This window comes from Microbacterium sp. CGR1, from assembly GCF_001266755.1.
In the GTDB taxonomy this organism is placed as follows: domain Bacteria; phylum Actinomycetota; class Actinomycetes; order Actinomycetales; family Microbacteriaceae; genus Microbacterium.
The window spans coordinates 2,068,933-2,089,022 of sequence record NZ_CP012299.1 but is presented as its reverse complement, the minus strand read 5'-3'; the positions used below and the strand labels follow the sequence as shown (position 1 = coordinate 2,089,022).

The following is a 20,090-nucleotide window of genomic DNA, read 5'->3' as shown; positions in this document are numbered from 1 at the left end:
GAGCACGAGGGCCGGAAGGCATCTCCGTCCGCCAGCCGGGGCCACTTTCGCACCGGGGATGGCCGTTTCGGGTGCGCAATTGACCCCGCACACGCAGGGGCGGCGAGATAGGGACGCGAGGGCATCTCCGCCCGCCAGTCAGGGTCAGTTTCGCATCGCGGATGCCAGGCGCGGTCACTTTCGCACCGGGGATGGCCGTTTCGGGTGCGTAATTGACCCCGCACGCACAAGGAGGGGATGCCGTGGGGCAGTCCGCCCCCGGATCCGCCCCGGGGTCGTTCCGCCCCGGGGGCGTTGCGCCCCGGGGGGCGTTCCGCCACGGGGGCGTTCCGCCACGAAAGAGTTCCGGTCCCGGATGCACTTCTGCCCCCACACGGGCGACGTGCGGGGGCAGAAGAACAGCCCGAAGGACGCGGGGATCAGCCCCCGAGGGCGGCGGACACCACGGCTCGCGCCTCGGCCTGCACCTCGGCGAGGTGCTCCGGGCCGCGCAGGCTCTCGGCGTACAGCTTGTAGACGTCTTCCGTGCCCGAGGGGCGGGCGGCGAACCAGGCGTGCTCGGTCTGCACCTTGAGGCCGCCGATCGCCGCACCGTTGCCGGGGGCGTGCGACAGCTTGGCGGTGATCTCCTCACCCGCGAGGGTCGTCGCCGAGACGGCATCCGGAGCGAGCTTGCCCAGCGTCGCCTTCTGCGCGGGCGTCGCCGGGGCGTCGACGCGCTGGTAGGCCGACGAGCCGAAGGCCTGCTCCAGCTCGGCATACCGCTCCGACGGCGTCTTGCCGGTGACCGCGATGATCTCGGCCGCGAGCAGGCACAGCAGGATGCCGTCCTTGTCGGTCGACCAGACGGTGCCGTCCTTGCGGAGGAACGATGCTCCGGCCGACTCCTCGCCGCCGAACGCGACCGAGCCGTCGAGCAGACCGGGCACGAACCACTTGAAGCCCACCGGCACCTCGAGGAGGCGGCGTCCGAGCGATTCGGCGACCCGGTCGATGATCATCGACGACACGAGGGTCTTGCCGATCGCGGCGTCGCGCGGCCACTCGGAGCGGTGCGAGAACAGGTAGTCGATCGCGACCGCGAGGTAGTGGTTCGGGTTCATGAGCCCGGCGTCGGGGGTGACGATGCCGTGGCGGTCGGCATCCGCGTCATTGCCGGTCAGCACGTCGTAGTCGCCCTTCTTGGCGACGAGCGAGGCCATGGCCGACGGGGAGGACGGATCCATGCGGATCTTCTCGTCCCAGTCGAGCGTCATGAAGCGCCAGGTCGGGTCGACCTCGGGGTTCACGACGGTCAGGTCGAGGTCGTAGACCTCCTTGATGAGCGCCCAGTACTCGACGGATGCGCCACCGAGCGGATCGGCGCCGATGCGCACTCCGGCGGTGCGGATGGCGTCGATGTCGATGATCGTTGCCAGGTCGCGCACGTAGGCGTCACGGAAGTCGTACCCCGGAAGCGCGTCCCAGTCGATGTCGGCGAACCGCTCGCGCTTGACGTCGACGAGACCGCGGTTGATCAGCTCGTTGGCGCGGTCGGCGATCCAGCCGGTCGCGTCGGTGTCGGCCGGTCCGCCGTGCGGCGGGTTGTACTTGAAGCCGCCGTCGCGGGGCGGGTTGTGCGACGGGGTGACGACGATGCCGTCGGCGCGGCCGGTGGCATCCGGTGCGAGGTCGCGGTTGAAGGTGAGGATCGCGTGGCTGAGCGCGGGCGTCGGCACCCAGGCGTCGCGCGAGTCGACGCGGACGTCGACGCCGTTGGCCACGAGCACCTCGATGGCGCTGCGCTCGGCGGGCAGCGAGAGCGCGTGGGTGTCGCGGCCGAGGAACAGGGGACCGGTGATCCCCTGGCTCGCGCGGTAGTCGACGATCGCCTGGGTGGTCGCCAGGATGTGGTTCTCGTTGAAGCTCTTGGTCAGCGACGACCCGCGGTGACCGCTGGTGCCGAACGCGACCCTCTCGGCGGCGACCCCGGGGTCGGGAACGCGGTCGTAGTAAGCGGCGATCAGCTCGTCGACATCGATCAGATCAGATTCCTCGGCAGGGAGGCCGGCGCGGCTCGTCATGCAGACAGTCTGCCCCCATCTCGGCATCCGCGCATCTTCTGGGCGTGTGCCGGTGCCCTAAGGTGAAACGCGTGACTGAACGCCGCACCTACAGCTATCTCGGCCCCGCCGGAACATTCACCGAAGCGGCGCTCGAACAGGTCGCTGAAGCACGGGGTCAGGACTGGCGTGCCGTGCACAACGTCGGAGAAGCCCTCGCGGATGTGCTCGAGGGGCGCAGCGACGCCGCGATGATCGCGATCGAGAACTCGATCGAGGGCGGCGTCTCGACCACGCAGGATGCGCTGGCCACTCTGCCGGGCCTCCGGATCATCGGCGAGTACCTCGTGCCGGTGAACTTCGTGCTCGTGGCGCCTCGGGGCACGACCCTGGCAGACATCAGCGTGATCGCCGCGCACCCTGTCGCGTACGCTCAGTGCCACGGCTGGCTCGGGGAGCACCTGCCCCGGCACTCGCATGTGCCCGCGGCGAGCAACGTCGCTTCGGCGATCGGCATGCTCGACGGCGGTCTTCCGGCCCAGGCGGCCATCGCCGCCCCGGGCGTCGTGAAGCACCTCGACGTCGACGTGCTGGCCGAGGACATCGGCGACAACGCTCAGGCCGTCACCCGCTTCGTGCTCGTGACCCGCACGACCACGGCGCCGGCACCGACCGGGGCCGACAAGACCTCGCTGATCGTCGAGCTGCCGAACGATCACCCCGGATCCCTCCTCGAGATGCTCGAGCAGTTCTCGACCCGCGGCATCAACCTCTCGCTGATCCAGTCGCGTCCGATCGGCGACGAGCTCGGCCGCTACCGGTTCGTGATCGACGCCGACGGCCACATCGAGCACGAGCGCATGGCCGACGCCCTGCTCGGCATCCGCCGTTTCAGCCCGCGCGTGGTGTTCCTCGGTTCGTATCCGCGAGCCGACCGGCAGATCGTGCAGTATCCCGAGCGCTACTCCGACGACATCTTCGTCGAGGCGCGCGACTGGCTGCGCGGCATCCTCAGCGGCGAGCCGGACGACTGAGCGCCGCCTCCACGATCAGACGGCTCGGAGCTCGACCAGAGCCCGTTTGAACTCGGGCATCGCCGAGTGCGGATCGACCCGGTCGTCGGTGAGCAGATTGGCGCTCTCGGCATCCGCATAGTGGAACGGCAGGAACACCGTGTCGGGCCTGATGTCGTTCGTCAGCTCGGCCCGCGCCCGCAGGGTGCCGCGGGAGTTCGAGAGACGGATGCCGTCGCCCTCGCCGATCCCATGACGACGCGCGGTCGCAGGGTGCAGCTGCGCGACGAGATCGGGCCGCTTCTCGGTGAGCTCGGGGATGCGGCGGGTCTGCGCTCCGCTCTGGTACTGCTCGAGCAGGCGCCCGGTGATCAGGGTGAGCCGGTCGGCGCTCGCCGTCGGATGCTCCCGAGCCCGCACGGCGACGAGCTTCGCGCGCCCGTCGGCGTGCGCGAAGCGGTCGGCGAACAGTCGAGGGGTGCCGAGGCTCCCGATCGGGAAGGGCCAGTGCGCCTCGATGCCGAGGTCGAGCAGTTCGTGGCTGAGGCCGGAGTAGTCGGCGCGGCCGCCGGCGGAGGCGCGGGCCAGCTCGCCGAACACCTCCGACGGCACGAGGCTCCAGGTGCCGGGGGCGTCGAGGCGACGGGCGAGCTCGGCCATGATCCACAGCTCGCTGCGGGCGCCGGCGGGGGCGTCGACCGCTCGGCGGCGACGCAGCACGCGGCCCTCGAGGTTGGTCATCGTGCCCTCCTCCTCGGCCCACTGCAGCACGGGGAGCACGATGTCGGCGGCCTTCGCGGTCTCCGAGAGGAAGAAGTCCGAGACGACGAGCAGATCGAGCCGGCTCAGGGCCTCGCGCACGGTCGAGACGTTCGGCGCCGACACGAACACGTTCGAGCCGTGCACGAGCAGCGCTCGCACGCCGCGCGGGAGTCCGGCGCTCTGCAGCAGCTCGACCGCGGGGATGCCGGGCCCGGGAAGGTCGTCGGGGTCGACGCCCCACACGGCCGCGACCGAGGCGCGGGCGGCCGGGTCGCTGATCGACTGGTACCCCGGAAGCTGGTCGGCTTTCTGTCCGTGCTCGCGTCCGCCCTGGCCGTTGCCCTGCCCGGTCAGCGTGCCGTAGCCGCACCCCGGTGTCCCCGGAAGACCCAGGAGCAGTGCGAGGTTGATGGCGGCCGTCGCGGTGTCGGTGCCGTCGACATGCTGCTCGACGCCGCGGCCGGTGAGGATGTAGGTCGAGTCGGAGTCCGCCAGTCTGCGTGCCAGATCGCGGATGCTGCGCGCCGCCACCCCGGTGACGGTCTCGGCACGCTCGGGCCACCACGCCGACACCGACTGGCGGAGGGCGTCGAAGCCCGATGTGCGCTGGCGCACATAGCCGTCGTCGTAGAGCTCCTCGGCGATCACGACATGGATCACTGCGAGCAGCAGCGCGAGATCGGTGCCGGGCACCGGCTGCACGTGGATGCCGGCGCCGTCGGCGCTCAGTCGTGCCGTCGAGCTGCGGCGAGGATCGACGACGATGAGACCGCCGCGGGCCCTGGCACCCTGCAGATGCGAGACGAACGGCGGCATGGTGTCGCCGACGTTCGATCCCAGCAGCAGCACCGTCTCGGCGGTGTCGAGGTCGGTCAGCGGGAACGGCAGGCCGCGGTCGATTCCGAAGGAGCGGTTGGCGGCGGCCGCAGCGGATGACATGCAGAAGCGGCCGTTGTAGTCGATGCGCGACGTGCGTAGTGCGATGCGGGCGAACTTGCCCAGCTGGTACGCCTTCTCGTTCGTGAGCCCGCCGCCGCCGAAGACGCCGACCGCATCGGGGCCGTCCTCCTCGGCGATCAGACGCAGCCGCGCGGCGATCAGATCGAGAGTCACGTCCCAGTCCGCCGGGTGCAGTTCGCCGTCGGTCCCGCGCACCAGGGGAGTGGTGAGGCGACCTGCGTCGGCGAGCAGCTCGGCCGAGGTCCACCCCTTCTTGCACAGCCCGCCGCGGTTCGTCGGGAAGTCGCGTCCGGCGACGGCGACCGGCAGCGGTGCGCCCACGGTCGGGGTCAGCGTCATCGCGCACTGCAGCGCGCAGTAGGGGCAGTGGGTGTCGGTCATGCGACGGCCCCCGCGTGGGCGTGCAGCATCTCGGTGATGCGGGCGCGGCATCCTCCGCATCCGGTGCCGGCGCGGGTGCACTCGCCGACCGCAGCCACCGACGAGCAGCCGTCGTCGATCGCGTCCTCGATCTGGCCGACGGTGACGGCGTTGCAGATGCAGAGGGTCGCGTCACGACCGGCCGGTGCGATCGCATCAGCGTCAGGATCATCGAGACGCAGCAGCAGCGAGCGGTCGGCGGGCAGCTCGCCGCCGCGCAGGTACAGCACGCTCAGTTCGGCCGCGGCCCGCGGCATCCCGACCGCCACGAATCCGGTGAGGATGCCGTCGCGCGTCGCCATCTTCACGTAGGTGCCGTGCTCGGGGTCGGCCCAGACGGCGATGCCGGGGGCATCCTCACCGGCCGGGACAGGGGCGAAGGGGTCGGCCGAGACGTCGCCCGCGGATGCGATGTCGACCAGCTCGCCCTTGAGCACGACGACGCCGGGGTGCTCGTCGGCGAACTCGCCCGGGTGGTCGTCGGCACTGTCGAGCTCGGCGGCGATGGCCGCGGCGAGCCAGCTCGCCTGACGCCAGCCGGGGCCGACGAGGCCGTGCGGTCCGCCCGGCACCTGGCGGTCGTGCAGGAACTCGGCGGGGTCGGCGATGTGGGCGCAGTCCCCGATCGCATGGATGCGCGGATCCGACCACGAACGCAGTGCGCCGTCGACGAGCACGCCGTTGCCGACGCGGAGTCCCGCGGCCTCGGCGAGCTCGGTGCGCGCCTTGACGCCGCACGACAGCACGAGCAGATCGCCCTCGATGCGCTTGCCGTCGGAGCTCGCGAGTGCACGGAACCGGCGGATGCCGTCGTCGCCCTCGACCCCGATCACTCCCTCGGCTCGGGTGTGCGGCACCAGCGTGACGCCGGCCGAGGCGAGAGCGGTCGAGAGGATGCTCGCCGACCCCCGGTCGAGCTGGCGGGGCATCGGCATCGGACCGAAGTGGGCCACGGAGAGCACGGCGCCGGCGTCCGCGAGCAGCATGGCGAGCTCGATCCCCAGCACGCCGGCTCCGAGCACCACGACCCGGCCGCCGCGTGCGACCACGGCGCGCACCTGCTGGGCATCCGACAGATCGCGGAGCACGCAGACCCCTGTGGTCAGACTGCTGTCGAGGCCGGTGGTGTCCGGACCGAGCGTCTCGAGGCCTTCGAGCGACGGGACGATCGATCGCGCGCCGGTCGCGAGCACCAGGCGGTCGTACCCGACGGTCGATCCGTCGACCAGCTCGACGACCCGCGCATCCCGATCGATCCGCACCGCTCGCGCCCCCAGCCGCAGATCCACACCGGAGAGGCTCGCGGCAGTGGCGAGAGTGAGCTCGTCGAACGAGGCCTCGCCCACGGCGTATTCCGCGAGCAGCACCCGGTTGTACGGATCCGCCGTCTCGGCGCCCAGCACGGTGACCGTCGCCCGACCCCCTGCCACGAGCGGCAGGAGCTCTTCGGCGAAGCGGATGCCGACAGGCCCCGCGCCGATCACGACGATGCGCTCGGTCATGGTCAGATCCGGTGTCCGGCGAGCGAGGGCCGAGGCATCAGATAGACGAAGACCGTGATGAGGAGCAGCACGATGTAGGCGGCGACGAATCCGCCGAATGCCGGAGCGTACGAACCTGTGCCGCTCTTCGCCGCCGCGAGAACCTGCGGGATCACGAATCCGCCGTAGGCGCCGATGGCCGAGATCAGCCCCAGGGCGGCCGCGCCCTTGCGCTGGGTGCTGACAGCGAGCGCGTCGCCCGCGGTCGCGGCACCGCGTGCGGCGAAGACGTTGGGAATCATCCGGTAGGTCGCGCCGTTGCCGACGCCGGCCGCGACGAACAGCAGCAGGAAGCATCCGAGGAAGAGCGCGAAGCTGTTCGCCTCGAGAGTGACGAGAAGCGACAGGGCGCCGACGATCATGAGCGAGAACGCGGCGATCGTCATCCGTGCTCCGCCGAAGCGGTCGGCGAGCTTTCCTCCATAGGGGCGGGCGAGCGAGCCGACGAGGGCCCCGAGGAAGGCCAGCGACAGCGAGGCGCTGCCGATCTGGAACGTCGAGAACTCGGGGAAGGTGTCGGCGATGAGCTTCGGGAAGACGCTCGAGAAGCCGATGAACGATCCGAACGTGCCGATGTACAGCAGCGACAGCACCCACAGGTGCGGTTCGCGCAGTGCGGCGGCGGCCCCGGCGAAGTCCGCCTTGGCGGACGACAGGTTGTCCATATGGCGCCATGCTCCCCACACGGCCACGAGGATCAGCGGCACCCACATCCAGCCGGCGAACGACAGGCTGAAGGTCGACGCGGCGGTGATCGACACGACGATCGGCACCGCGAGCTGGGCGACCGAGGTGCCGAGGTTGCCGCCGGCGGCGTTGAGCCCGAGCGCCCAGCCCTTCTCCTTCTGCGGGAAGAAGTAGGTGATGTTCGCCATGGAGCTGGCGAAGTTGCCGCCGCCGAAACCGGCGAGAGCCGCGACGGCGAGCAGCACGCCGAACGGGGTCTCGGGATCCTGCACGACGATGCCGAGCAGGACGGCGGGGATCAGCAGCAGCAGCGCCGAGACGATGGTCCAGTTGCGTCCGCCGAAGCGGGCGACGAGGAACGTGTACGGGAACCGCAGCGTCGCGCCGACGAGGCTCGGCAGCGAGATCAGCCAGAACGACTCGGTGGTGCTCAGAGTGAACCCGGCGGCGGGGAGCAGCACGACGACGATGCTCCAGAGCTGCCAGATGATGAAACCGAGGAACTCGGCGAAGATCGACCAGCCGAGGTTGCGGCGGGCGATCGCCTTGCCCTCGGTGGCCCAGAAGGCCGAATCCTCGGGGTTCCAGCCGTCGATCCACCGGCCGGGGCGGCGTGTGAGGGTCACGGCGGGGGTGTCGACGCTGCTTCTTCCGGTGATCTGGGACATCGCGGCTCCTGCGTTCGAGAGGTGAATGCTCTGAACGTAGGCGGCGGATGTTGCAGGGCCGCACGAGTGCGATTACCGGACGATTACTTCTCGATCACATCGGCGAGGTGGGCGATGAGAGAACTTCAGGAATCCCGGTCGTCGGCGCGCCATTCCCCGGCCAGCTCGGTGATGGTGGCGACCGCCGCAGCGGTGTCCTCACGACTGCCGCCCGCGCGACCTGCGGCGAGGCCGGCGAGGTAGGCGCTGAGCGGTGCGGCCGGGCGCGCGACGCCGTGCGCGACATCCCGGGCGAGATCCAGGAGCAGGGCGACATCGACGGACTCGCGATCGATCCCGAGCGCGCTGCAGACCGCCGTGGTCCAGTCGTCCAGGGCTTCGACCGGAAGGTGTTGCGGCTTGTCGGTCATGTCGTCTCCTCGTCTGGTGCTCCGTCGCGCGGGGGCATCGGTGCCGCGGCGCGGGCCCGTTCGAGATCGTCCCACGTGTCGACATCCGTTGCCAGGTCTCCCGCCGGAATCGCGCTGATGCGCAGGCGCGCCAGCAGCGATCGCAACGACGCGTCGCGGCCGCCGTCGGGGAGAGCCGCGGCGGCGGATCGCAGGGCATCGGTGCGGTAGCGGCCGACGAGCCACTGCATCCGTCCCGACGCGTCGATCAGGCAGACGCCGTCGATGCCGTGCGCGCCATTCGTGCTGTCGGCGTCGGCCTTGCCGATTTTGCCGTCGGCGTCGGCGGAGAGGGGCGGATGCCGGCGCAGCAGCGCCACGGCGCCTTCGGCGTTCGGCAGGTCGGCCGCCAGCACCAGGACGTCGGCGGTGTCGACGAGAGCGAGGCCGGCGGCGATGCCGGCGACCGGTCCGCCGAACTCCGGGGTCTCCCGGGTCCATACGACGCGAACACGGGTCGGCGCCGGCGGACCAACGACCACGATGGGGTCGCAGCCGTCGACGGCGGCGATGGCGCGGTCGAGCAGTGTACGGCCGCCGACCTCGAGCAGCGGCTTGGCAGTCCCGTCGAGTCGTGAGGCCCGCCCGCCGGCGAGGATGATCGCGGCAGTCGGCCCGGACGCCGGTGTCGCGGCGTCCGGTGTCTCGGTCGTGCGCGTCCCGGTCACGAGAGCAGCATCACGTCGACCAGGTCGCCTGCCGCGACGGCCGATATGTCGGCGGGCACGACGGCATAGGCATCCGCCCTGGCGAGTCCTGCCGCCAGATGCGCGCCCGACGACCCGTCGGCGGCCGCCGGGCGCACCGACCAGGCGGCCGGGTCGGAGCGGTCGAGGGCGACGGGCACGTACTGCTGTCGTCCCACCGGGCTGCGCCACGCTGCGCTGCTGGCGAGGCGGAGCATCGGGCGCTGCAGTGCTGCGCGACCCTGGAGAGCGAGCAGCGCCGGCCGCACGAAGGCCTCGAACGACGCGGCGACGCTCGCCGGATTGCCGGGCAGCCCGAACACCAGCGCGTCGCCAAGGCGCCCGAAGGCCTGAGGCCTGCCCGGCTGCATGGCGACCGCCACGAACTCGATGCGATCGCGCAGCACGTTCTTCACGACCTCGTGGGCTCCGGCGCTGACTCCGCCGGACGTGACCACGACATCGACGCGCGCATCGACGAGCGCGCGATCGAGGAGTGCGGTGAAGGCGGCATCCTCGTCTGTCACCGTGTCGACCGAGACGACGTCAGCGCCCGTCTCCGCGCACAGCGCAGCGAGCAGCACCGAGTTCGACTCGGGGATCTGCCCGCGGGCGAGGTCGGCGCCGGGGTCGGCGAGCTCGCTGCCGGTCGAGATGACCGCGACGCGAGGACGACGATGCACCGGCACAGTGTCGATGCCGGTGGCCGCGATGGCCGTGAGCTGGAGCGGGCCGAGGGTGGTGCCCGCTGTCGCGACGACGGCTCCGGCGCGCAGCTCCTCGCCGCGGCGGCGGATGTTGGCACCCGCGCGAGTCGGCGCAGTGACCACGATCGCAGGCGCATCCCACGCCTGCAGGCCGTCGCGGGTGTGCTCGAAGGGCACGACGACGGTCGCCGTGTGCGGCACAGGCGCGCCGGTCATGATGCGTGCGGCTCGTCCCTCACGCAGCTCGGGTTCGTCGGCCGACCCCGCCGGGAGGTCGGCGATCACCGCGAGCTCGACGGGGTGCTCGGCCGTGGCCGACTCGACGTCGGTGAACAGGACCGCGTATCCGTCCATCGCCGAGTTGTCGAACACCGGCACATCGACCCGAGCGTGCACGGTCGTGGCGAGGACGCGGCCCGCCGCCCGTGCGAGCGGCACCGATTCGGCATCCAGCGGTCGGGTGGCGGCGATCACCTTCGCCCGCTGTTCCTCGACCGTCAGCATGCCGGAGGAGCGAGGGGAGTGGTGATTCGCATGCAGTCAGCGTACGACGGTCGCGGGGATGCCCCGCGACCGCGCCGCCCCTCTGCCCCTTGTTTCCCCGTTCGAAAGTCAGTGCTCGCGGAACATCGGCCAACCGCTGCCCGGCAGCATGTGCGAATGCAACGCGCCCTTCGCCGATTCCAAGGTCGGGTACGTGCCTGTCGCCGCATCGGATCCGGCCATGACGACGGTGTATCCCTCGTCGTCATGTCGGATGCTGCCGACGACGCCGTTCGTGCCGTACGCCACCCAGAGGGCCAGGGTCTTGGTAGTGCTCATCATCGAACCCCTTCCGTTGCGGGTGACCCTACGCCCCGGCGCACCGGAATACCAGCCCCTGACGCGGAGTCTTGGCGGCTTTCGCCACATGGCGCCGGCGATGCGGGCCAGTTGTGCATCGCAAACGGATGATCCGGATGCGGAACTGGCCCCGCCTGGACGCCGGATGCGGAAATGGCCCCGCCTGCGGGCGTGGGAGGGGCGGGGCGGGACGCAGAGATGTGCGAGCGTCAGCGACGGGATGCCATCGCGCGACGGATGCGGTCCATCAGCGGTCGCCCGTCGTCCAGGTCGAGCTGAGCCACGCGGATGACGATCCAGCCGAGGTCCTCGAGATCTCGCTGCCGCTGGATGTCGCGGCGCCACTGATCGCGACTCGTGCGGTGGCCGTCGCCCTCGTACTCGATCGAGATCCTGAGGTCGGGATAGGCCATGTCGCTCCGCGCGATGAGGAGCCCGTTCTCGTGGATCTCGTACTGCACGACGGGTTCAGGAAGACCTCCCGCGACGATGAGCAACCGCGTCTCGGTCTCCTTGGGCGATTCCACTCCTTCGCGCGCACGGGACAGCGCGTCACGGACTCGTCGAGAGCCGGGGAAGCGGCCCAGGCCTGCAGGCGCTGTTCGATGTCGGTCTCTGTCAGGGGAGGGCGCCCCTGACGCAGCCCGGGATAGTTGTCGGCCGTGCTCAGCACTGCGTCGAGGGCGCTGACCACCTGGTCGTCGGTCAGCGTCGCGGCGCACATGAATAGAGCCGCGGCCGGATCGACGACCGGAATTCCACCGATTCGCCAGGGATGGGCCCGTCCCTCTGCCAGGCGCCGGCCGGTGACGCCGCGGCGGCGGACGCGCGCCGAACCCGTCGTCACGACCACGAGGATCGGTGCCTCGACGTTCCAGATGCCGGGATGCGGATACCCCCACACCCGCATCGCCGTCTCCCCGCCGATGAGCTGACCACGGTGCAGGAGGGGCGCGAGGGCGACGACGCGATCGAGTGGTGTGTCCGCGGCCGTGACCGAACGCACCCCGCGGAAGGGCCGGTCGAGATCGCGCGCGGACACGCGACCCCGACCGACACCTGCGGCCGCGGCCTGCCGCACGGAGAAATGGCGCCCGAGTTCGTCGGGCAGGAGTATCCGATGGCGCATCCCATCAGGCTCGCTGGTCGGATGTGTCTTCCTGGCCTGATGACCGCGAGATCCCGAGAGATGTGGACAAGTCGCGCCTGTGGACAGATTGAGCGCCGCGTTCCTCCGGCGTGGTGCGGGGCCACTTCTGCATCCGGTGCCGCGAGCGGGGCAGTTCCGCATCCGGTGCCGCGAGCGGGGCCAGTTCTGCATCGGGTGCCGCGAGCGGGGCCACTTCTGCATCTGAAACCGGCGTTTCGGATGCACAAGTGGCCCCGCCTGGCGGCGGGATGCGGAAGTGGCCCCGCTCGCGTGCGCGAGCGCGCGCGGCGACCAGCGAGTGGTGACCAGCGCGGCGACCAGCGCCCGGCGACGAGCGCGCGACGGCACGCGGCGCCCCCTTCGCCTACAGCCCGGCGCCTACAGCGCGGTGCCCGCGGCGCCTACAGGGCGGCGGCGATGAGCTCGAGCGTCTGGGCGCGGCCGGCGGCGGCGTCACGAGGCTCGGACTCGTATGCACCGGCGACGGGCGACAGCATGACCTCGTCGACGCCGTACTTCTCGGCGAACGCGCGCACCTCGGCGGCGACCGACTCGCCGGTGCCGACGAACCAGCGCGAGCGGGCGGCTTCGACGACCTGGTCGGTCGCGGCATCCGATTCTGCGGCGAGGGCCTCTTCGACGGTCTCGAGTGCGATGAGCGGCTTGTTGAGGCGCAGGCGCGACATCATGCGCAGCTGCGGAAGGGCGCGCGCCTCGGCCTCTTCCTGTGTCGGCGCGGCGACGACGTTGACCGTGAGGAACGTCCGCGGCTCGGGGTGCTCTTCGCTCGGCTGGTAGCCGGTGCGGTAGAGGTCGAGTGCGCGCTCGAGGCCATGTCCCGAGAAGTGGTTGGCGAAGACGTAGGGCAGGCCGTGGGATGCCGCGAGCTGCGCAGAGTAGTCGCTCGATCCGAGCAGCCACACCTCGGGGCTTCCGGTGGCGGCCGGGGTCGCGTGCACCGTGTACTCGCCACCCGAGGTGAAGCGCACGGTGGCGCCCTCGCCCGAGATGAGTGCGGCGATGTCCTGCACGTTGCGCGGGAACTGCTCGACATCGCTGGTCGTGCCCGATCCACGCAGCAGCTGGGTGATGACGGGGTCGCTGCCGGGCGCGCGGCCGAGGCCGAGGTCGATGCGTCCGGGCGCGATGGCCTCGAGGGCGGCGAACTGCTCGGCGACGATGAGCGGTGCATGGTTGGGGAGCATCACTCCGCCGGATCCGAGACGGATCTGCGTCGTGCGCATCGCGGCGGCGGCGATCAGCACCGGGGGAGTGGTGGATGCCACGGCCGGCATGTTGTGGTGCTCGGCGAACCAGTAGCGGCGGTAGCCGAGCCGGTCGGCGGTCGCGGCGAGATCGAGGGAGGAGGAGATCGCCTCGGCACTGGTCTGGCCGGTGCGAACCGGGACGAGGTCGAGGACGGAGAGCGCGGTGGAAGTCATCCCCGAATGCAACGGCGGGGGCGGGCGGGGCATTCCCGTCCGCCCCATCGTCGCCGGTGCGTCTCAGACAGCGACGAGACCTGCGGATGCCGAGGGCGTGAACTCCTCGGTGAGCGCGCGTCGCGTGAGGTGATAGCGGATGTGCCAGGCGGCGCTGAAGCTCTGCTCGGGAAGCTGGGCGAGGGCCGTTCGGTCATCGGGGCCGAGGCCGTCGCGGGCTGCTTCGCGGAGCAGGTCGTCTCGTGTCGCCGGGTACTCCATGCCGCGGAGGAACCGGTCGAGAGCAGAAGAGGGGCGCATGGGATCGTCCATTCCGAAGGGAGAGCGGGGTGGGCCGGGGTGTGCGCCCCGGCCCACCGAAGGGTCAGGCGGTGATCGACTGTCGGTTGTCGCTCGACTCGACCTCGATCTTGCGGGGCTTCGCGCGCTCGCTGACCGGGATGATCACCGAGAGCACGCCGCTCTCGTACGAGGCGCTGATCGCGTCGAGGTCGACGCCGTCGCCGAGCGAGAACTGGCGGAGGAACGAGCCCGCGCCGCGTTCGCGTGCGAGCCAGCGGACGCCTTCGCGACCGTCGGCCGTGCGCTGCGCGCGGATCGTGAGCTGTCCGCCGTCGAGGTCGACGTCGATCGAGCCCGGATCGATGCCGGGGAGGTCGGCGTGCAGGATGTACCTGTCGCCGTCGCGGTAGAGGTCCACCGGCATGAGACGCGGTGCGCGGACGGAGTCCAGCACGCTCGCAGCGAAGCGGTCGAGCTGACTGAACGGATCGAAGGACATGGCCATGAGTGTCTCCTTTCGTGTGGCCCGAGCGGGCGTTCTCCGGTGCAGATTATCTGCAACCGTTGCTATAGATTTTTTATAGAACAACGCGAGATAGAATGCAAGTGCGTCGAGAAGGAGGTGCCCATGGGTGATCGTGATCCGAGCATGCCGGTCTACGGCATCGCCGTCGCCGCGCAGCTCAGCGGGGTCCCCGAGGCCAGCCTCCGCCTCTTCGAGGCGAAGGGGCTGGTCACGCCCGCGCGCAGCGAGGGCGGCACGCGCCGCTACAGCGATGACGACCTCGAGCGTATCCGCCGGGTGACCGGGCTGCGCGTCGAGGGCATCAACATCGTCGGCATCCGTCGCGTGCTCGATCTGGAGGACGAGAACGCCGGCCTCCGCGACGAGCTCGCCGACGATCGCCCCTGATCCGCGGCCCGCTGCGCCCCGTGACCGACGCGGCTGCGCCCCGCGACCGACGCGGGAGGGCAGTACTTTAGGGGCATGGATGCCGAGATCTTCTACGTGCTCGTCGGTGCTGTCGTGGTGGCCGCGATCGCCCGATGGCGCGGCTGGCCGGCGCCGCTCCTCGTCACTGTCGTGGCGCTCGCGGCATCCTTCCTGCCCTTCGTGCCGGATGTCGAGATCGACGGCCATCTGCTGCTGAACCTCGTGCTGCCGCCGCTGCTCTACTCGGCGGCCCTGGACGTCTCGTTCGTCGGCTTCAAGCGCAGCCTCCCGCAGATCCGCCGGCTCGGCATCTGGCTCGTGCTGCTCACGGCGCTCGCGGTGGGGTTCGTGGCCTGGTGGATCATGCCGTCGCTGACCCTGCCGGGCGCCCTGCTGCTCGGCGCGATCGTGGCGCCGCCGGATGCGGTGTCGGCCGCCGCGATCGGCCGCAAGCTCGGTCTGCCGCGCCGCATCATGACGGTGCTCTCGGGCGAGAGTCTGATCAACGATGCGACCTCGTTGACGCTGTACCGCGTGTTCGCGGCGATCCTCGCGGGCGCGACCGTCTCGGTGTGGGGCGGCGTGGGGCAGTTCCTGCTGGCCGTCGCCGTGGGTGTCGCGATCGGACTCGTCTTCGGCATCCTGCTGCATCAGCTCCGCATGAGGATCAACGATGCGGTCGTGATCGGGACCTTCGGCCTGCTCGCACCGTTCGGCGCCTATGCGATCGCCGAGCACCTGCTGGGTTCCGGAGTGCTCGCGGTCGTCGCGATGGGCCTGTACGTCGGATACAACTCGCCCCGCACCGATTACACGACCCGCCAGCAGGAGAAGCCGCTCTGGCTGTCGGCCGATCTGCTGCTCGAGAGCTTCGTGTTCGCATACATCGGTCTGCAGTTCCCCCGGGTGCTCCGCGACCTCGGCAGCGAGTCCGTCGAGCAGATCCTCGTGCTGTCGGGCATCGTGCTGCTGGTCGTGCTCGTGGTGCGTCCGCTGTACATCTATCCGACGAGCGCGTGGGCGAACTTCCAGGACCGCAAGCGCCTTCAGCGCTGGGATCGCGGCGTCGAGAACGGGGAGTTCGAGAAACGTCACGAGAAGTCCCGGCGGTGGGGGCAGTTCACGGCCGACGAGCTGCGCACGCACATCGTGCGCGACCAGATGGCCGGGCTGCAGCTGACCTGGAAGGACAGCGCGGTGATCTCATGGGCCGGTATGCGCGGCGTCGTGACGCTCGCGATCGCTCTCGCGGCCGCCGATCTCGCGACGCTCGACGAAGAGGCCTCGCACGCGATCGTCGTGGTGGCGTTCGTGGTGACCGTGGGCACGCTGCTGCTGCAGGGGCTCACGCTGCCGATGCTGATCCGCCGCCTCGGCATCGAGGGAGACGTCGATCACGACGACGATCAGCGTGCGCTCGCCGCGGTGCGGGAGAAGAGCCGAGAGGCCGGCAAGGCGTTCCTGGCCGAGAAGCGCGTCGAGTGGGAGGCCAAGTACGGCGAGGTCGACCTGGGAGTGTTCGATGCGTTCACGAAGCGCATGACCCGCGTCGAGAAGGACACCGACGACGCGCAGCAGGTCGAGGATGCCGCAGCTCGCCCGTCCTTCGATGACCTGGCTGCCCTGAGTCGGGGATGGCTGCAGGTGCGCCGCGACATCCTGCTCGCGGAGAGGGACGCGGGCAACCTCGATGAAGAGCTCATGCGCGAGCTGATGACGGCGATGGATGCCGAGGAGCTCGCGCTCGACACCCGCGGTGCCACCCGCCAGCAGGGTCGCGCATAGCGGGAGACGAACGAGCGCCCCGCCCCGGAAGGGACGAGGCGCTCGGGCGGTGACCCAGAGAGGTCAGCGGGTGCTGGCCGGCTCGGTCTCGGATGCTGCGGCATCTGCCTCGGGTGCGTCGTCGTCGGCCGAGTCGTCGGCGAACGGCAGGCCCTCGCGGGGCGCGTTGTAGAGCTCCTCGTCGAGGATCCCCTCGCGCTTGGCGACGATGGTGGGCACGAGCGCCTGGCCCGCGACGTTGACCGCGGTGCGGCCCATGTCGAGGATCGGGTCGATCGCGAGCAGCAGGCCGACGCCCTCGAGCGGCAGGCCGAGCGTCGACAGCGTCAGGGTGAGCATCACGGTCGCTCCCGTGGTGCCCGCGGTGGCCGCCGAGCCGACGACCGAGACGAGCACGATCAGCAGGTACTGCACGAGGGTGAGTTCGATGCCGAAGAACTGCGCGACGAAGATCGCGGCGATGGCCGGATAGATGGCGGCGCAGCCGTCCATCTTGGTGGTCGCGCCGAACGGCACGGCGAAGGAGGCGTACGAGCGGGGAACGCCGAGGTTGCGCTCGGTCACGCGCTCGGTGAGGGGCAGGGTGCCGATCGACGAGCGGCTGACGAACGCCAGCTGCACGGCGGGCCAGACGCCCGAGAAGTACTGCCTGATCGACAGGCCGTTGGTCTTCACGAGCACCGGGTAGACGACGAAGAGAACCAGAGCGAGACCGATGTACACGGCGATCGCGAACCAGCCGAGCGAGGCGAGCTTCTCCCAGCCGTACTCGACGACCGCGGCGCCGATCAGGCCGAAGGTGCCGATGGGGGCGATGCGGATGATCCACCACAGCACGCGCTGGATGACCTTGAGCAGCGACTCCGTGAACGCGAGGAAGGGCTCGGCCTTCTTGCCGGCCTTGAGCGCCGCGATGCCGACGGCGACCGCGATCACGATGACCTGCAGGATGTTGAAGTTGACGCTCGAGGAGAACGTGCCCTCGGTCGCGCCGGGGTTGGTGCTGACGCTGAGGCCGAGGAAGTTCTGCGGGATCAGACCGAGCAGGAAGTTCCACCAGGTGCCCACGGTGTAGGGGGCGCTCGGGGCGAGGTCGTCGCCGGCGCGCGACCCGGGCTGGATCACGAGTCCGAGCACGATGCCGATGCTCACGGCGATGAACGCGGTGATCGCGAACCACAGCAGCGTCTGACCGGCCAGGCGTGCGGCGTTCTGCACGCGCCGCAGGTTCGAGATGCTCGCCACGATCGCGGTGAAGATCAGCGGCACGACGGCCGTGCGCAGCAGCGTGACGTACGAGCTGCCGATCGTGTCGAGGGTGGCCGAGAGGCCGTTCGGCTCGTCGCCGGTCGCTCCGAGCTGACGGGCGATCAGGCCGGCGGCGATGCCGAGGACGAGTGCGGCGAGGATCTGGAAGCCGAACGACGTCAGCAGCTTCCGGACGGGACCGCGGGTGTCTGGCGCCTTCGTGGCGCGGACGGTGGTGCTCATTGGATCGGGGACTCCAGAATCGGTGCGCGCCGTGTGCGCGCTATCCGTCCACGCTAGGAGCCGCGCCCGCGACCGGAGGCGGAGATGACGAAGGATGACGGATGCCGCAGCATCCGTCATCCTTCGTGGTCGGCCCGGGGGTCAGCCCGCGCACTTCTCCAGGTTGTCGGTGAGGATCTGCGTGGTGAGTGCCTTGTCCTCTTCGCTGGACTGCTTGTCCTCGCCGTTGGCGATGTAGGTGAGGGTCTCGTTGCTCAGGTCGGAGTCGACGAGGGCGTCGGCGAAGCAGGTCGCGACGTCGTCCGTCACGACATCACCGAGTCCCTGCTCTTCGTAGACCTTCTGGATGCCGTCGGCGACGTCGTCGACCGCGGGGCGGGACGTTCCTCCGCAGGCGGCCAGCGAGAAGGCGAGTGCGGCGATGGGCAGAGCCATGAGGATGCGGGAGGGTGTGCGCAGGTTCCGGTCGTTGAGCTTCATGCCGTCAACGCTATCGACCCACAGGAGATTCATAGAAGGGGTTGCGCTGAGCATGCCGTCCGTGATGCTGTCCCGCGGCCGTCACCCGAGGGCGGTCATCGGAACCGGAGCCGCGCATCGCGGTCCCCCTACGCGAGCACCAGCAGGTCGCCGACCTCGCAGTCGAGCGCGTCGCAGATCGCGCGCAGAGTCGAGTACCGGATCGCCCGCGCGCGGTCGTTCTTGAGCACCGACAGGTTGACGATGCTCACCCCGACGCGTGCGCTCAGCTCGGTCAGCGTCATCCCTCGCTCGGCGAGCAGCTCGTCGAGCCGGCAGTGGATGCCGGTGAGCTCGTCGTCGTTCTCCGCCGGGCTCATACGAGGCCCCGATTCTCATCCTCGAGGGCCGCGTTCGTGCGCTGCAGGCGGATGCCCTGACGGAACGCTGCTGCGATGAGGCCCACCGCGACGCCGGTCGCGAAGATCGGGACGATGGACCAGAACTCGATCGGATGCACCGGCTCGCCTGAGCCGATGCCCACCGCGGCGGACACCCCGTTCAGCCCCAGTTTCTCGAGCAGCACGATGAACATCGGAGCGAGCACGAGGGTCCAGCCGATCGCGTCGAAGGCCCGTGCGTTGCTCCGCACGAAGAAGCGTCCGCGGAGGAAGTTCCAGGCGACGAGCATCACGCCGACGATGACGATCAGCGGGGCGAGCGCCCAGAGGACGAGAGAGCCGATGATCGCTGCGGTCGAAGCGGCGTCCACCCCGGTGGCGAACACCATCGCCTCCCGAGCGATCCCCTCGACCGACGCGGATCCTGAGCCGACGGTCGCGTCGATCGGCTGCTCGTCGATCGGAATGGACCACGCGATACCTTGATCTCGGAAGGTTCCAAGCACGCGGAGGACGGTGCTGATCGCGGTCACGACCAGAGCGGCTGCGCCGAAGAGGATCACGGTGATCGCATCCGCGGTCTGCGAACGTGTCGCGGTGGTTGTGCTCATCATCAGACGAGCCCGTCCGTGTCGCGCTGCAGCCGGTCGCCGATCACGAAGACCGTGCTGATGAGGGCGATGACGAACGCCCCGAGGACGAACGTGAACGGCTCGACGCTGATCACGGCGTTGTCCACTCCGTTGTCGGTGATCCTGGCCACCGTCGCGTTGGCCAGCATGTTGTCGAAGAAGCGCACGGTGGCGAACCCGACCAGGCCGGCGATCCCGGCGGTCGCGACGAGAGCGGTGTTGCGGCGGCTGAAGACGCGACCGGTCAGCACGCTCCGCGCCAGCAGGATCAGGCATCCGATGACGAGGACGATCGTGAGGATCTGCGCGACCTGCCCGATGATGCCGGGCACGGCGGCGATCGCCGGAAGCTGCGGGGCGGTGATGATCGCACTGTCGAGACCGACCGTGATGGAGTCGCCGGTGCTGAGGGGCAGCTCGACAGGCGCCGTCGAGCCGACGAACTCGACCAGCACGGGCACGTCGACCCCGCGAGCCAGTTCGATGATGCGGATGATCGAGAACACCGTGATGTAGGCGGCGATCAGTGCTCCTGCGATGCAGAAGCCGATCAGGGCTCCGGAATCGCCGCGAGAGATCGTGCGGTCCTTCGTCGAGGTCATCGTCCACTCCTTATCGAGAGTCGTTATTACCGATAATCGTTAACATAACGACTGTCGATAAGTCCGTCAACCCCGGTGGTCCAGGAGACGCGTCACTGGCGGTCACGGCACTATGCCGACGGCGAACACGGGCA

The 20,090-nt window shown here is 70.0% G+C and carries 20 protein-coding genes; 3 read left to right on the top strand and 17 right to left on the bottom strand.

Translation table 11 applies throughout. From position 1 onward, the window contains the following. Positions 1-419: 419 nt before the first annotated feature. A complete protein-coding gene (pgm, locus tag AKG07_RS10110; RefSeq protein ID WP_053097751.1) occupies positions 420-2,063 on the bottom strand; it encodes a phosphoglucomutase (alpha-D-glucose-1,6-bisphosphate-dependent) in 1,644 nt (547 codons plus the stop codon). A 62-nt stretch (positions 2,064-2,125) separates the two neighbouring features. Between pgm and pheA the strand changes: the two genes are divergently transcribed. Next, positions 2,126-3,076, top strand: coding sequence for a prephenate dehydratase (gene pheA, locus AKG07_RS10105; protein WP_053097750.1), 951 nt, complete (start codon positions 2,126-2,128; stop codon positions 3,074-3,076). 15 nt (positions 3,077-3,091) lie between these two features. Here the strand turns inward: pheA and AKG07_RS10100 are convergent, their stop codons facing one another. The 11 genes from AKG07_RS10100 to AKG07_RS10050 form a co-directional block, all read right to left on the bottom strand. Beyond that, positions 3,092-5,158, bottom strand: coding sequence for a molybdopterin oxidoreductase family protein (locus AKG07_RS10100; protein WP_053097749.1), 2,067 nt, complete (start codon positions 5,156-5,158; stop codon positions 3,092-3,094). Then, positions 5,155-6,699, bottom strand: coding sequence for an FAD-dependent oxidoreductase (locus AKG07_RS10095; protein WP_053097748.1), 1,545 nt, complete (start codon positions 6,697-6,699; stop codon positions 5,155-5,157). The genes AKG07_RS10100 and AKG07_RS10095 overlap by 4 nt, the downstream gene beginning before the upstream one ends. 2 nt (positions 6,700-6,701) lie before the next feature. Then, a complete protein-coding gene (locus AKG07_RS10090) occupies positions 6,702-8,093 on the bottom strand; it encodes an MFS transporter (RefSeq protein WP_053097747.1) in 1,392 nt (463 codons plus the stop codon). A gap of 125 nt (positions 8,094-8,218) precedes the next feature. Continuing rightward, complete coding sequence (locus AKG07_RS17670) at positions 8,219-8,503, bottom strand: DUF6457 domain-containing protein (RefSeq protein ID WP_053097746.1); 285 nt, start codon at positions 8,501-8,503, stop codon at positions 8,219-8,221. Then, positions 8,500-9,210 (bottom strand): molybdenum cofactor guanylyltransferase, encoded by a 711-nt coding sequence (mobA, locus tag AKG07_RS10080; protein ID WP_150115118.1) that lies wholly within the window; start codon positions 9,208-9,210, stop codon positions 8,500-8,502. Before mobA ends, AKG07_RS17670 begins: the two co-directional genes overlap by 4 nt. Beyond that, positions 9,207-10,439, bottom strand: coding sequence for a molybdopterin molybdotransferase MoeA (locus AKG07_RS10075; protein WP_053097745.1), 1,233 nt, complete (start codon positions 10,437-10,439; stop codon positions 9,207-9,209). The genes mobA and AKG07_RS10075 overlap by 4 nt, the downstream gene beginning before the upstream one ends. 108 nt (positions 10,440-10,547) lie before the next feature. Then, positions 10,548-10,757, bottom strand: coding sequence for a hypothetical protein (locus AKG07_RS10070; protein WP_053099248.1), 210 nt, complete (start codon positions 10,755-10,757; stop codon positions 10,548-10,550). Between the two features lie 230 nt (positions 10,758-10,987). Further along, a complete protein-coding gene (locus AKG07_RS10065; RefSeq protein ID WP_053097744.1) occupies positions 10,988-11,305 on the bottom strand; it encodes a hypothetical protein in 318 nt (105 codons plus the stop codon). Between the two features lie 1,024 nt (positions 11,306-12,329). Then, positions 12,330-13,370, bottom strand: a complete 1,041-nt coding sequence (locus tag AKG07_RS10060) for an LLM class flavin-dependent oxidoreductase (RefSeq protein WP_150115117.1) — start codon at positions 13,368-13,370, stop codon at positions 12,330-12,332. Between the two features lie 63 nt (positions 13,371-13,433). After that, positions 13,434-13,670: a DUF2795 domain-containing protein gene (locus tag AKG07_RS10055; RefSeq protein ID WP_053097742.1), complete on the bottom strand. Its 237-nt coding sequence runs from the start codon at positions 13,668-13,670 to the stop codon at positions 13,434-13,436. 64 nt (positions 13,671-13,734) lie between these two features. After that, positions 13,735-14,157, bottom strand: coding sequence for an Hsp20/alpha crystallin family protein (locus AKG07_RS10050; RefSeq protein ID WP_053097741.1), 423 nt, complete (start codon positions 14,155-14,157; stop codon positions 13,735-13,737). Positions 14,158-14,280: 123 nt separating this feature from the next. On the opposite strand from AKG07_RS10050, the gene AKG07_RS10045 reads away from it, so the two are divergent. Next, positions 14,281-14,565 carry a MerR family transcriptional regulator gene (locus AKG07_RS10045; protein WP_053097740.1) on the top strand — a complete coding sequence of 95 codons (285 nt, stop codon included), beginning with the start codon at positions 14,281-14,283 and terminating at the stop codon, positions 14,563-14,565. A gap of 75 nt (positions 14,566-14,640) precedes the next feature. Beyond that, positions 14,641-16,371, top strand: coding sequence for a cation:proton antiporter (locus AKG07_RS10040; RefSeq protein WP_053097739.1), 1,731 nt, complete (start codon positions 14,641-14,643; stop codon positions 16,369-16,371). Positions 16,372-16,434: 63 nt separating this feature from the next. Here the strand turns inward: AKG07_RS10040 and AKG07_RS10035 are convergent, their stop codons facing one another. The 5 genes from AKG07_RS10035 to AKG07_RS10015 all read right to left on the bottom strand — a co-directional run bounded on the left by AKG07_RS10035 (position 16,435) and on the right by AKG07_RS10015 (position 19,956). After that, positions 16,435-17,862 carry a dicarboxylate/amino acid:cation symporter gene (locus AKG07_RS10035; protein ID WP_053097738.1) on the bottom strand — a complete coding sequence of 476 codons (1,428 nt, stop codon included), beginning with the start codon at positions 17,860-17,862 and terminating at the stop codon, positions 16,435-16,437. A gap of 141 nt (positions 17,863-18,003) precedes the next feature. After that, positions 18,004-18,342, bottom strand: a complete 339-nt coding sequence (locus AKG07_RS10030) for a hypothetical protein (RefSeq protein ID WP_053097737.1) — start codon at positions 18,340-18,342, stop codon at positions 18,004-18,006. 128 nt (positions 18,343-18,470) lie between these two features. Next, on the bottom strand, positions 18,471-18,701 hold the full coding sequence (locus AKG07_RS10025; RefSeq protein ID WP_053097736.1) for a helix-turn-helix domain-containing protein: 231 nt from the start codon (positions 18,699-18,701) through the stop codon (positions 18,471-18,473). Then, positions 18,698-19,333, bottom strand: coding sequence for a hypothetical protein (locus AKG07_RS10020; protein ID WP_150115116.1), 636 nt, complete (start codon positions 19,331-19,333; stop codon positions 18,698-18,700). Before AKG07_RS10020 ends, AKG07_RS10025 begins: the two co-directional genes overlap by 4 nt. A gap of 2 nt (positions 19,334-19,335) precedes the next feature. Then, complete coding sequence (locus AKG07_RS10015; RefSeq protein ID WP_053097734.1) at positions 19,336-19,956, bottom strand: DUF2975 domain-containing protein; 621 nt, start codon at positions 19,954-19,956, stop codon at positions 19,336-19,338. Positions 19,957-20,090: the final 134 nt, after the last annotated feature.